This is a genomic window from Umezawaea endophytica (assembly GCF_025061645.1).
GTDB lineage: Bacteria > Actinomycetota > Actinomycetes > Mycobacteriales > Pseudonocardiaceae > Umezawaea > Umezawaea endophytica.
Genome location: NZ_JANYMP010000041.1, coordinates 1 through 13,137, shown reverse-complemented (window position 1 = coordinate 13,137; position 13,137 = coordinate 1). Strand labels below are relative to the sequence as shown.

At 71.6% G+C, this 13,137-nt stretch carries 12 protein-coding genes; 4 read left to right on the top strand and 8 right to left on the bottom strand.

Going from position 1 to position 13,137, the window contains the following annotated elements; translation table 11 throughout:
• Position 1: 1 nt before the first annotated feature.
• Complete coding sequence (locus NZH93_RS45195) at positions 2-823, top strand: carbohydrate ABC transporter permease (protein WP_259629529.1); 822 nt, start codon at positions 2-4, stop codon at positions 821-823.
• 79 nt (positions 824-902) lie between these two features.
• Positions 903-1,904, top strand: a complete 1,002-nt coding sequence (locus NZH93_RS45190; protein ID WP_259629528.1) for a LacI family DNA-binding transcriptional regulator — start codon at positions 903-905, stop codon at positions 1,902-1,904.
• On the opposite strand, the gene NZH93_RS45185 is transcribed toward NZH93_RS45190, so the two are convergent.
• From NZH93_RS45185 to NZH93_RS45155, 7 genes are all read right to left on the bottom strand, one after another.
• A complete protein-coding gene (locus tag NZH93_RS45185) occupies positions 1,888-3,684 on the bottom strand; it encodes a DUF2264 domain-containing protein (protein ID WP_259629527.1) in 1,797 nt (598 codons plus the stop codon). The genes NZH93_RS45190 and NZH93_RS45185 overlap by 17 nt on opposite strands.
• Complete coding sequence (locus tag NZH93_RS45180) at positions 3,681-4,649, bottom strand: hydroxyacid dehydrogenase (protein WP_259629526.1); 969 nt, start codon at positions 4,647-4,649, stop codon at positions 3,681-3,683. The genes NZH93_RS45185 and NZH93_RS45180 overlap by 4 nt, the downstream gene beginning before the upstream one ends.
• A gap of 337 nt (positions 4,650-4,986) precedes the next feature.
• Positions 4,987-6,051 carry a substrate-binding domain-containing protein gene (locus tag NZH93_RS45175; RefSeq protein WP_259629525.1) on the bottom strand — a complete coding sequence of 355 codons (1,065 nt, stop codon included), beginning with the start codon at positions 6,049-6,051 and terminating at the stop codon, positions 4,987-4,989.
• A 324-nt stretch (positions 6,052-6,375) separates the two neighbouring features.
• Positions 6,376-7,347, bottom strand: a complete 972-nt coding sequence (locus NZH93_RS45170) for a hypothetical protein (protein WP_259629524.1) — start codon at positions 7,345-7,347, stop codon at positions 6,376-6,378.
• A 114-nt stretch (positions 7,348-7,461) separates the two neighbouring features.
• Positions 7,462-8,178 carry an HNH endonuclease family protein gene (locus tag NZH93_RS45165; RefSeq protein ID WP_259629523.1) on the bottom strand — a complete coding sequence of 239 codons (717 nt, stop codon included), beginning with the start codon at positions 8,176-8,178 and terminating at the stop codon, positions 7,462-7,464.
• Between the two features lie 101 nt (positions 8,179-8,279).
• Entirely contained in the window at positions 8,280-9,521 is a 1,242-nt protein-coding gene (locus tag NZH93_RS45160) for an alpha/beta hydrolase family protein (RefSeq protein ID WP_259629522.1), read from the bottom strand.
• Positions 9,522-9,644: 123 nt separating this feature from the next.
• Positions 9,645-10,862, bottom strand: a complete 1,218-nt coding sequence (locus NZH93_RS45155; RefSeq protein WP_259629521.1) for a globin domain-containing protein — start codon at positions 10,860-10,862, stop codon at positions 9,645-9,647.
• A 134-nt stretch (positions 10,863-10,996) separates the two neighbouring features.
• Here NZH93_RS45155 and NZH93_RS45150 point away from each other — a divergent pair, with 134 nt between their 5' ends.
• Positions 10,997-11,428, top strand: coding sequence for an RrF2 family transcriptional regulator (locus tag NZH93_RS45150; RefSeq protein ID WP_259629520.1), 432 nt, complete (start codon positions 10,997-10,999; stop codon positions 11,426-11,428).
• Here NZH93_RS45150 and NZH93_RS45145 read toward each other — a convergent pair.
• Positions 11,409-12,740: an MFS transporter gene (locus NZH93_RS45145; RefSeq protein WP_259629519.1), complete on the bottom strand. Its 1,332-nt coding sequence runs from the start codon at positions 12,738-12,740 to the stop codon at positions 11,409-11,411. The genes NZH93_RS45150 and NZH93_RS45145 overlap by 20 nt on opposite strands.
• 44 nt (positions 12,741-12,784) lie before the next feature.
• On the opposite strand from NZH93_RS45145, the gene NZH93_RS45140 reads away from it, so the two are divergent.
• Positions 12,785-13,137, top strand: a 353-nt coding sequence (locus NZH93_RS45140) for an ArsR/SmtB family transcription factor (protein ID WP_259629518.1), incomplete at its 3' end; no start/stop codon positions are given.

The following is a 13,137-nucleotide window of genomic DNA, read 5'->3' as shown; positions in this document are numbered from 1 at the left end:
CGTGCGCAAGTCCCACCCCCTCGTCTACCTGACGCTGCTCGCCGGGCTCGCGCTGTCGGCGTTCCCGCTGTACTGGCTGTTCGTCGTGGCGACCCGGTCCAACGACGTCGTCGGCGACTGGCCGCCGCCGCTGCTGCCCGGCGGCAACCTGGGCGACAACGTCTCCCGGCTGTTCGCCGCCGAGGACGCGCACTTCCTGCTGGGCATGGTGAACTCGGCGTTCGCCTCCGTCACGGTCACGGTGGCCGTCGTGTTCTTCAGCTCCCTGGCCGGTTTCGCGTTCGCCAAGCTCAGGTTCCGCGGCCGTGACGGCCTGCTGCTGGTCATCCTGGGCACGATGATGATCCCGGTGCAGATGGGCATCATCCCGCTGTACCTGATCATGGTGGAACTGGGTTGGCAGAACAGGATGGAAGCGATCATCGTGCCGTCGCTGGTGTCCGCGTTCGGCGTGTTCCTCATGCGCCAGTACGCGGAACGCGCCATCCCGGACGAGCTGATCGAGGCCGCGAAGGTCGACGGCTGCTCGACGTTCCGGATCTTCTGGTCCGTCGTGCTGCCCGCGCTGCGACCGGGTGCGGCGGTGCTCGGCCTGTTCACGTTCATGGGCACCTGGAACGAGTTCCTCTGGCCGCTGGCCGTGCTGGAGGCGGACAACCCGACCGTGCAGTTCTCGCTGAGCCAGCTCTCCACGACCTACTACACCGACTACACGCTGATGTTCGCCGGGGCGCTGGTCGCCACGGTCCCGCTGCTGCTCGTGTTCATCGCGTTCGGCAGGCAGATCATCGGCGGCATCATGGAAGGCGCGGTCAAGGCGTGAAGCCGGGATCCCTCTCGTGCATCGGGGCGCGGGGTATCCTCCACCGGGTGCACGACCACACCGGGGAGCGGTCCTGACGATGAGCAACCGGCCGCCGACCCTGGACGAGGTGGCGCAGCGGGCGGGCGTGTCCACGGGGACCGCGTCCCGCGTCATCAACAACGCCCAGCACGTCAGCGCGAAGGCCAGGCAGGCGGTCGAACGCGCCGTCGAGGAGCTCGGCTACGTGCCGAACGTGGCGGGTCGGTCGCTGGCCAGCCAGCGGCGGGGCGCGGTCGTGCTCGCGATCTCCAGCGACGACCCGGCGCTGTTCGCGAACCTGTTCTTCGCCGAGGTGATCACCGGGGTCAACGCGGTCATCGAGGAGACGGACCTCCAGTTGATGCTGGTGCTCGCCGCCTCCGAACGCGGCCGCGACCGGCTCGCGCGGCTCCTCCAGTCGCGCAGCGCGGATGGCGTGATGCTGCTGGCGCTGCGCGAGAACGACCCGCTGTCGAAGCTGGCGGACGAGAGCGGCGTGCCCGTGGTGCACGGCGGGCGGTCGCTCGACCGGACGCCGCGGTGGTACGTGGACGCGGACAACCGCGGCGGCGCGCGGCAGGCCGTGGAGCACCTGATCGGCATCGGCAGGCAGCGCATCGCGACGATCACCGGCCAGCTCGACCTGCACGTGGGCGTCAACCGCTACCTCGGGTACCGCGAAGCGCTGGCGCTGGCGGGGCTGGACGACTCCCGCGTGGCGCACGGCGACTTCGGCGAGGCCAGCGGCGTGGCGGGCATGACGCGGCTGCTCGACGAGCACCCCGACCTGGACGCGGTGTTCGTCGCGTCCGACGCGATGGCCGCCGGGGCGTTGACCGTGCTGCGCGACCGCGGGAAGGCCGTGCCGGAGGACATCGCGGTGGTGGGGTTCAACGACGTCGTGACGGCCCAGCACACCCAGCCCCGGCTGACCACGGTCCACCAGCCCATAGAGGCGCTGGGGCGGGAGATGACGCGGATGCTGGTGCGGCTGGTCAACGGCGAACGGCCGACGCCGCTGATCCTGCCGACCGAGCTGGTCATCAGGGAGTCCGCCTGACGTGCTGGACCTCCAGGGGTTCGAAGGCGATCGTCGTCCGTGACCCGTCCTCCCAGTCCACGTCGACGCCCATCCCGGTCGCGCGCGCGGTAGGCCGCGCGGTGGTCGGGGTGAGCGACGCCAGGGCCGCGTAGACGTCCGTGCCGTGCGTCGGGCCGGTGAGCCGGGGAACGCGCGCTTCCGGCGTGAACGCGGTGGCGGCGGTGGTCTCGCCGTGGCCGGTCCAGCCGAGCAGCGGGCGCAGGGTGGAGTCGGTGGCGGCCCAGCCGGTCTGGTCGACCAGCGCGCCGGGTGGAGCGCCGATCACGCGGTGCACGCGGAGTTCGTCGGCGCCGACGGCCACCGTGACGCTCTCCACCAGCAGTCCGGGAACGGAGGGCGGGCCGGGAGCGAACGCCGGGCGGTGGGAGGACGCCGCCCAGCCCCAGCCGTCGCCGTGCCCCGCGCCGAGCGGGTGGATGCGGCGGCGGACACCGCGGACACCGTCGACCACGACGGCGAAGTGGTTGTCGGACAGGGTGAAACTCGGCCCCGTCGCGGTGGAATAGGCCTGCCTGCCGTAGTGCGGGTCGTCGTCGGTCGCCGCTTCGGCCTCGTTCGCGCGGACGTGGTCGCTGCCGTGGTTGTGCAGCCGGACGACGCCGTTCGAGGACTGGACGAGGAATCCGGGCGCCGGCAGGGAGAACACGTGGTCCGGTCCCTCGCTCGGCGCCTGCCCCTCGGTCGCAGTCCACAGTGGATGGTCGTCGGGGGCGAGCAGGCAGACGAACGCCTTCGACGCCCAGTACGGCGACGCCGGGCCGGAGTAGAACTGGAGCGTCGGCTCGTGCGGACCGTGCCAGCCGAGCGTGAGCAGGCCGTCGGTGCCGACGGCCCCGCGGTCGAGGAAGTAGCGCAGGGACCCGCTGAGGAGCCGCCTGGACACCCCCGGTGCCAGCGGCGTGTGGCCCGTCACCGCGCCCAGCGCCACCGCCGACGCGGCGGCGAAGCGGTAGGTCAAGGACCGTCCGAAGTGGACCGGTGCGCCATCGGCGCCGAACAGGTGGGAGAAGCCATCCAGGTGCTCGCGCAACCGGGCGTCGTGCGCGGTGCCCGTTCCGGCGAGGTGGTTGTCCAGCACCGGGTACAGGTGCAGGGCCCAGCCGTTGTAGTGGTCGAACGCGCGGCCGTCGCCGTCGGTGTACCAGCCCTGGCCGCGGTACCAGGTCTCCAGCAGCTCCAGCGCCCTCGTCCGGGCTCGGACGGTCTCGGCGTCACCCCGGCCGACCGACTCCAGGAAACCCGCCACGGTGAACGGGAACAGGTACCAGTTGTTGGGCCACGGGACGTGCCGCAGCGCACCGCGCAGCCACTCCTCCGCGCGGTCCCTCACACCCTCGTCCAGCAGGTCCCACAGCCACGGGCGGGTCAGCCTCAGGCCGAGCGCGATCGACGCCGACTCGACCATCGGCTGGCCGTGGTCGAGGATCGGCGGCCACGCCTCCGGGCCGCGGCTCGTGCCCGCTTCGAGACCGTCCGCGTACCGGCCCAGCCAGTCGCGCGGGTCGCCGCCGCCCGCGACCCGGAACGCGGCGGCGAGGAACGTCCGGGCGTACCCCTCCAGACCGTCCGAGACCGCTCCACTGGCCGATGGCCACCCTGGCAGGTCGAGGCGCGCACCTCCGGGGCTCGCCCAGCGCCACGCGGCGGCCAGCAGCCCGTCGGCGACGGCTTCCCAGTGCGTGCGGGTGTACCCGGTGTGCGGGCTGAGGTCCCGGTCTTCGGGTGGCAGCAGGATCACGCGAGCTGTCCGAACAGTTCGCGGCGGACCGGGTGGGCGAACTCCTCGCCCCTGCCCCAGCGGCCGACCTCCGCGACGGCGGTGTCCGCGAGGCGTCGCCACTCGTTGCCCTGCGAGCCCGCGAGGTGCGGGGTGATGAGCACGTCGTCGAGGTCCCACAGCGGGTGGTCCGGTGGCAGGACCTCGGGGTCGGTGACGTCCAGGACGGCGCGGATCCTCTTGTCCCGCACGGCTTCGGTGAGCGCGTCCTGGTCGACGACGGCGCCGCGGGCGGTGTTGAGGAGGACGGCGTCCGGCGGCATCGCCGCGATCAGCTCCCGGCTGACCAGGCCGCGGGTTTCGGGGAGCAGCGGTGTGTGGACGCTGACCAGGTCGCTGCGGGTGAACAGCTCGCGCAGGCCGACCAGTTCGACGCCCGGCACGGCTCCCTCCGTGACGAACGGGTCGTGCAGCAGGACGTGGAAGTCGAAGGGGCGCAGCAGGTCCACGACCCGGCGGCCGATCATCGACGCGGACAGGACGCCGATCGTGCGACCGTGGTTGCCGATGGTCTTCGGGGTGCGGAGCCAGTCGTCCGCGCGGCGTTCGAGTCGGTGGTGGCGGGCGCGTTCCAGGACTCGTTTGCCGGTCAGCAGGATCATCGCGAGGGTGTACTCCGCGACCGGCAGCGCGTTGGCCGCGGCGGCGGACGAGACCACCACTCCCCGGTCCCAGCACGCCGGTGTCACGAGGTCGCGAACGGATCCGCCGGTGTGCACGACCGCGCGCAGCCTCGGGGCCTCCGCCAGGACGGCCGCGGTGAGCGGCGGACAGCCCCAGCCGGTGACCAGCACCTCGACCTCGGCCAGCACGGCGTGAGCGGTGGTGAAGTCGTGCAACGCCTCGGTCGACACGAGGTCGCAGACCTCGCCCAGCGCACGCAGGGTGGCCGCGTCGAAGACGGCCTCGGCGGAGTCCGCGCCCATGGCGAGGGCCGTGCGGGGGCGGCCGGGTGTCGGAGCGGCTCGGGGTTGATCGGGCGCCGGAACCACTTGGGGCTGACCAGACACTGGAGCCGCGCGGGGTCGACCGGACATCGGAGCCGCTCGGGGTTGACCAGGCGCCGGAACCGGGCGGGGCTGACCAGACACGGGAGACGCTCGGTGCTGATCGGGCCCTGGGACCGTGCGGGGCTGATCGGGCGCCGGAGCCGTGCGGGGTCGACCGGGCATCGGTGGCCTCCTCGGCTCGGAGCGGGACACCGAAATCCTGATCGGTTGAGCACTACGGGGTCAATAGTTCGCTCAAAAGAAACTCAAACGGTCAAACGATCGCCGTCGACCCGCGAATCGTCAGCTCGGGCAGCAACTCGACCCGCCGGGTCCCCGTCCCACCCGCCAGTCGACGCAGCAGCAACTCCGCGGCCACCCGTCCCACCTCGGTCTTCGGCGGCGCCACCGCGGTCAACGGCGTGCCACCCATCCCGGCCACCACGTCGTCGTACGCCACGACCGAACAGTCCTCTGGCACCCGCACCCCGTGCTCAGCCAGGTGCTGCACCAGCATCAACGCCTCCACGTCACCGTGCAGCACCACACCGGTGATCCCGCGCCCGCGCACCTGCTCGGCGAACTCGGCCACCGGCTCCGCCCCAGGCCCCGGCCCCGCGTCGGCCGCGCTGAGCACCACCTCCCAGTCGTCGATCTCCGGACGGCCGGTCACGATCTCCACGAACGCCGCCCGCACCGCCCGCGCCGTCGGACTGTCGTCCCGCGCCGCCAACAGGATCCGCCGATGCCCCAACGACACCAGGTGCTCAACGGCCAGGTGCACCCCGTACCAGTGGTCCGAGCACACCGAATCCACCGCGTGCAGCGCACCACCCCGCCGCGGCCGCCGCTCCACCATCACCGTCGGCACCCCAGCCCGCGCCAACCACCCGTAATCACTCTCCTCAGCAGCCACCGACCGCCACCGAGGCGCGATCAACAACCCTCGCGCCCCCTCCGCCAACACCCGCTCCACAATCGGCCGCTCAGCCCCCACCACCTGCGGCGCGATGTGCAACGCCACCCGCAACCCAGCCCCCTCCAACACAGCCCGCGCCCCATGCACCGCCTCGGACAGGTACACGTGCCACTCCGGCACCACCAGCGCGACCGCCCCACCGGCCACCGGCTCGACCACATCACGCCCGACGGGAACCACCGACCGCACCACCCCGTGCCCCCGCCGCACCTGCCCGGCCAGCGCCAACTCCTCGACGTCCCGCCGCACCGTGACGACCGAAACCTCCAACTCGGAGGCCAGCTCACTCACCCGCACAGCCCCCCGCGACCCCACCACCCCCAGGATCCGCCTGCGCCGCACATCAATCGGTTCTCGCATGCCGGACCCCGATGTTCGTTTGATCGTTCGAACGAGTGTAGGTCCTGCCTCAGGGCGGCGGCTGCCTACGCCTGAAGGGCGACAAACTGCGAGCGTCTCGGAGTGACAGACCGTGAGCGAATCGGTGATCATCTTCGGCGTGTCGTCGCCAAAACCGCGACACTCCGTGATCAGATTCGCGCTGAGATTCCACGCAGGCAGCCGCATCGGTTTCGAATGATCGGTTCCGGATAAAGGAGCAGGTAAGCACAGTGCATGGTGGCGACAAGACCGACGACGACTGACTCGCTGATCAGCCCGCACGCCAGCCGGGGGTGCGGGCGCTCACCGCAATTCGAGGCGCAGACCGAACTTGTGCTTGGCGGGAACGTCGCGTGCGATGAGGGACACCTCCACCAACCCTGCGGAGTTCTTCGCCATCCTCACCCGGTAGCGCCTGTCTTCCTTCTCGAACCCGATCCGCTCGTACAGCGCGGTTTCACCCTCCGGCAAGACCATCACGTAGCGCACGGCGTCGACGTCCTGGGCGAAGTGCAGGAGGTAGTTGTCGGCGACGCGCTTGGTCATCAGCGGCTCGCACATCCCCGGCCACGTGATGATCAGCATGATCCGCAGGTCGACCCCCACCTTGGCGGGAGAGGGGAGGTGGGCGTGCACCTCCATCCTGCCGTCGGCGAGCCACGACGTCGTGGTGTCGTACTGCGGGCCGCCGTTTCCGCCTCGGACGACGCACACCACGTTGGCTCGCTGCCGCGCTGGCTGATCCCAGGCGGGCCCGATGCGGAAGCGGTAGAAGTGCGTCTCCTCGTCATCGACCCTGGCGACCACCTTGACCGTCTCGACCGCCCCACCCCGCGCGTCGATCACCGTGACGTCGTCCCACATCTTGATGTGCAACGGTGCTCCTCGGGTCCGTTGGATGACGTTGCAGTAGTGCGCGACCAGTCGCCGATTGCGCGACAACTCGTCCCGGACGCGGTTCCTACCGGAGATGAGCATCGCGAACAGGGCCAGCAGGATCAAGATCACCACCACCACGGCAGCGGCCTTCACGGCGGGCCCGCCCAGCAACGCGGCCAGCACCGAGCCGAAAGCCAGGAGGCCGAGCACGACGTCGACGAGACCCGACAGCCCGGCTCTCAGGACGTACTTCTCAAAGTCAGAAAGAAAATCACTTAGCACCGGCGCCTCCTGTCCTCCGAGGCGTCGCTTCGCCGGGTCCACCATGCCGAGGGGCAATTCGGATCCTGCAACGATCGAAAACAGAAGTCCATTCGCCGGGTGCATAAAGTTCATGCAGGTCAGACGGCATGGCGTGGAATGTTCACCATGCTCCGCAAAAATAGTGAACCGCACAATACCGAAATCATCCGAAATGCGGAATCACCCGACTCCGAACGGTCGAACGCCTCAGCCGCAGGTGGCCAGCGACTTGTCCAACGCCGCGCGTTCGGCAGCCCTCACGCTCATCCCGTACTCCGTCTTCACCCCGACGTAGACCCTGGCGTACGAGCAGGCGTACGCGGGGTTCGGGGGCATCCACTCGTCGGGGGTCTTGTCGCCCTTGGACTGGTTGACCTTGCCGGTCACGGCGAGCAGGTTGTTGAGGTCGTTGGCGGCCGCGGCGCGGCGTTCGGGGGTCCAGGCGGCCGCGCCGCTGCGCCACATCTCGGCCAGCGGGACGACGTGGTCGATCTGGATCTTCGACGTGCTGGTCAGGGTGTCGCCGGTGTAGGGGTCCAGGAGGGTGCCGGAGGCGACGGCGCAGCGGCCTTCCTTGCGGACCACGTCGGTCATGTCGCGGGCGAGGACCTGGCTGCGCTGGTCGCAGCCGTCGCCGTCCACGTCGAGCCACGGTTGGCCGAAGACGCAGGCGGCGCCGTTGTCGCAGTCGCGCTCGTAGCCGTCCATCTTGCCGAGCCCGCCCTCGGGGAGCTGGGCCAGTTCGGCTTTCGCGGTGGCGGCGTCCGGTGTCCCGTCGGGCACGCGGTCGACCGTGACGGCGGCACCCGCGCCCCCGACCGGGCCGGTTCCGACGTCCAACGGGTCGCAGCCCGCCAGTAGGAACGCCAGGGCGGTCAACGCAGCGGCGGTGCGCCGGGTCATCGGGGCCTCCAGTGGGGTCACCGTGTCGATCACCTGGTACCCACCGGAGGCCCTGATCAATCCCGATTTCCCTTTCCACCACAGAAAATAGGCCATTCGGCCCAACGTAAGTCCACTGTGGACTAGAGGAACCTGACGTCCGGCGCGTCGTGGTCGAACAGGTGCGTGCGCCTGCCCTTGAGGTGCAGGTCGAAGAAAGCGGCCAGGTAGTCGTGCTGCGCCTTCAGCGACCGCGCCGGGTCGATGGTGCCCACCAGTGCCGTCCGCACCGCCGGGAGCAGCAGGGAGTCGAGCTGCGGCACGACGGCCTGGAGGTCGGTGAAGCCGTAGTGGGTGCTGCCGTCCAGGTGCAGGTCGCGCTTCCAGCCGCGCTGGCGGGGCCAGAAGTCGGCCCACGTGGGGTCGAACGCGGGTTCCAGGTGCGAGTGTTCGGTCTTCGCCCCGGTGGCCGGGTCGACGAAGTCGCCGCCCACCAGCATGAACGGGCGGTCCAGGCCACGCGTGACGACCTCGCCCGGCAGGTACGGGTCCGCGCCGAGACCGTGCCCCATCGCGCCGTCGACGTTGACGCCCGCGTCGAACCGGCGGTCCTGCACCATCGTCTCGCCCGCGGTGTACCCGCCGTAGGAGTGGCCGAACACGCCGACGCGGGACAGGTCGAGCGCGCCCGCGAGGCCGCGGGGCAGCGGGTCGCGTTCGGCGTCCGGGTTGTCGCCGCGGGCCAGCCTGGTCATCTGGTCGAGCACGAACCGGGTGTCGGCGACGCGGGCGTCGATGGCGGTCTTGCGACCGGCCAGGTCGTCGGCGCCGACGAGCCCGTGCTCGACCCGACCGCCGGGGAACTCCACGGCGGCCGACTCGTGGGTGTGGGACATCGAGACGACCACGTAACCGCGGCTGGCGAGGTCGTCGGTCAGGCCCGCGTTCAGCTCGCGCGCGGATCCGAAGCCCGGCGAGAAGAGGACTACCGGCCAGTCACCGTGCCGCCGGTCCACGGGCGCGTTCGACCGCGCGTGCCGCTCGACCGACCGCCAGTCGACCGAACCCCTTGGCACGTCGAAGAAGTACGGACCGGACGTGATCGCGTCGACGGCGTCCGCGACGCCGGGCGTCATCCACGGGGTCCGGTCACCGGGGCCCGCCGCCGGGTACGTGACCGTCGCCATCACCTCACGGCGCGCGCCCGCGACCCACGGGTCCGGCCGGTTCCGGTCGACCAGGTGGAGTTCGACCGTTCCCACCGGATGGCGCCCGCTGAGGGCGGGCAGGTCGATCCTCGCCCCGGCCGCGGTCGCGGGCACCGCGGTGAGCAGGGTCGCGGCGACCGCGATCCCGGTCGCCGCGCCGATCGTTCGTCTGTGCATTGTGGACACCCCCGTGCGGGGACGGCCCGGTGCCGTCCGCAGATCATGCTGGCAGGTCACCGGGTCGGCGCACGTCAGCCTCCGGGCTGCGCCGCGATCCCCCACGAGGGGGAGGCCGTGCGGTCAGGAGGCGCTGCGACTGGGGACTTCCGTACCGAGCCAGGCGTCGGGGCCGAAGACCTCGTAGTGGATGCGCTCCGCGGGCAGGCCGCGGTCGAGCAGGGCGCGTCGGACGGTGCTCATGAACGGCAGCGGTCCGCACAGCAGGGCGTGGGCGGCCGGGTCGACGTCGATCAGGTCGGGGTCGACGAAGCCGGAACGGACGTGCGCGCCGTTGTGCGGCACCGGGTTCCGCTCGTACCAGAGCGCGAGCGAGGCGCCGGGGAGCAGGTCGACGGCGTCGAGCATGTCCGCCCGCAGCGGGTGGGTCTCGGGGGCGCGGTCGGCGTGCACGACGGTGATCGGGCGGTCGGCCGCACCGGCGGCGAGGTGGCGGAGCGCGGCGACGATCGGGGTGCTGCCGACGCCCGCGCTGGCGAGCAGCAGCGGTTCGTCGCCCGACGGGAGGGCCAGGTCGCCGAACGCCGGACTGACCTGGAGGCGGTCGCCCACGCGAACGGTGTCGTGCAGGTGGTTGGAGACCATGCCCGCGGGACGGCCGTCGGCGGCGCGGTGGCGCTTGACCGTGATCCGCAGCGAGGGCTCGTCGGGGGCGGAGCTGATCGTGTACTGCCGGATCTGCCGTCCGACGCCCGGCAGCTCGACGGCGACGCTGACGTACTGGCCCGGTCGGTGCGGGCGGACGGGCGCGTCGGGTTCCAGCAGGAACGAGGTGACGTCGTCGGTGTCGTGGTGGACGCGGGTGACGGTGTGCGGCGCCAGCGGGCGGGAGAAGCTGCTGCCCGCGCGCTCGTACTGGCGTGACTCCTCCGCGACCAGCAGGCAGGCGAACAGCCAGAAGACCTCGTCCCACGCGGCGATCACGTCCGGGGTGGCGGCGTCGCCGAGCACCTCGCCGATGGCGGCCATCAGGTGGCGGCCCACCACGACGTACTGGCTGGGCGTGACGCCGAGCGACGCGTGCTTGTGGGCGATCCGGCCGACGATCGAGGCCAGCGGCACCGGTTTCATCCCGGCGAAGTGCCCGGCCACGGCCGCGACGGACATCGCGAGCGCCTGCCGCTGCTGGCCGTTCGCCTGGTTGCCCCGGTTGAACAGGTCGAGCAGTTCCGGGTGCGCCTCGAACATCCGGTCGTAGAACCGGCCGCTGATCCGCTCTCCGTGGCGCACGACGGTGGCGGCGGTGGCGCGGACGACGCGGACCGAGTCGGGGGCGAGCATCAGGGGTACCTCCAGAGATCGACTGCTAAAAACGTATCAGCGGTACCTCTTTAAAGCCGGCCTCTACCAACGTGATCACCACCTCACGACGCGTTAACCAGTCGATGCCATACTGCTTTGCTAGGCTACCGACCATGCGGCTCACCTGGGGAACGGACATCGCCTTGCGCGTCCTCATGCTCACGGCCGTGCAGGACGGGCAGACCACGGTCGACGAGTTGGCCGCCGCGCTGGACGTCCCCCGCAACCACATCGCCAAGGTCGTGCAGCGGTTGGCGCACAGCGGTTTGCTGCTCACCGTGCGCGGCCGGTCGGGCGGGCTGCGGATCACGCAGGAGGCGCTCGGGTGGTCGGTCGGCCAACTCGTGCGCGACTTCGAGGGCGACGACGAGGTGATCGACTGCGAGGCCCAGCCCTGTCCCCTGCGCGGCGCGTGCAGGTTGCGCGGCGCGTTGCGGCGGGCGCACGGCGCGTTCCTCGCGGAACTGGACGCGGTGTCCTTGCGCAGCCTCGTGGAACAGCCGACCGGGCCGCTGCTGCACCAGCTCAACGCGCCGAAGCGGTAGGCCAGCGGTCGTGGAACTCGTCGATCCGGTACGGGTGCGCGTGCCGCCACCGGCCTCCGACGGGCGCCGCGTCGCACAGGTGCTCGTGGCCGGGTGCGAGCCCGTCGTGCTCGTGCTCGACCACCTCGGGGTCGTGGTGCGGCCACAACTTCACGGCCGCGGCCGTCGCCCCGGCGGTGACCACGCCGAGCACGACCAGCGCGGCGGGCAGGCCCGCGACCGTGGACACCAGGCCCGCCAACGGGTAGCAGAGCAGCCAGCAGGCGTGCGACAGCGCGAAGTCCGCGGCGAACAGCGCGGGCCGGTCCGGGGTGTCGGCTGACCGGCGCAGCAGCCGCGCGCCGGGCGTGAGCACCAGCGACCCGCCCGCGCCGATCGCGGCCCACAGCCCCAGCAGGACCGGCCACCCCCACGAGAGCGCGGGCACGGCGACGAACAGCGTCACCGACAGCAGCACCGCGGCCCGCACCACCACCAGCCGGTCGCCGTACCGGGCCAGCAGGGTGGGCAGGGAGAGCGCGGCGAGCAGCGAGCCGCACCCGGCGGCGCCGAGCGCGACCGCGACGTCGGCCGAGCCGCGGCCGAGGGTGTCCCGGACGTGGCCGACGGTGGTGACGAACACGATCGACCCGGCGGCGGCAGCGGCGAGGTGCACCGCCAGCAGACCGCGCAGCCGGGGTGTCGCGAGGTAGATGCGGACGCCCCTGGTCACGGGCTTGCGGACGCGGCGGCGCGCGGGCCGTTCGGACGGCAGCAGCGCGGACACCACCAGCAGCGCGGAGGCGGCGAACCCCAGCGAGGTGCCGAGGAACAGCCGGTCGGGGGTCACCGCGAGCAGCACCGCGGCGGCCAGCAGCGGGCTGAGCAGGCTCTCCAGGTCGTAGGCGAGCCTGCTCAGCGTCAGCGCCGACGTGTAGTCGCGCTCGTCGGGCAGCACGTCGGGGATGGTGGCCTGGAACGTGGGCGTGAACGCGGCGGACGCGGCCTGGAGCACGAAGATCAGCAGGTACACCTGCCAGATCTCCCCCACCCACGGCAGGACGAGCGCCACGCCCGCCCGCACCAGGTCGAGGCAGACCAGGAAGGCCTTGCGCGGCAGGAGGTCCGCGAGCACCCCCGCCAGTGGCGCGACGGTCACGTACGCGACCATCTTCACCGCCAGCGCGGTGCCGAGGACGATCCCCGCGTCCGGTCCCGCGAGCCGGTGGGCCAGCAGCCCGAGCGCGACCGTGGCCAGCCCGGTGCCGGTCAGCGCCACCACCTGGGCCGCGAACAGCCGCCGGTAGGTCCGGTCCCGCAACGCCGCGAGCATCGTCGTGCCTCCTGGATCGCCCGAAGGTGGCACCATACGTGCTCATGTACGCACGCGACGACGTTGCAACAACCACGAACTGGCAGGAACTCCCGGCGACCGACCACGTTAACACGGCCGTGGACGTGTTCCGGATGCTCGCCGACGGCACCCGCCTGCGCGTGCTGTGGCTGCTCTGCGGCGCCGAGTACGACGTCACCACGCTCGCCGCCGAGGTCGGCACCGCCCGCCCGGCCGTCTCCCAGCACCTCGCCAAGCTCCGCCTCGCGGGCCTCGTCTCCACCCGCCGCGACGGCCGCCGCGCCCTCTACCGCGCCAGGGGCGGCCACGTCCGCCGCCTGCTCGGCGAGGCGATCCAGGCGGTCGACCACCACCTCACCGGAGCACCCGACCACGA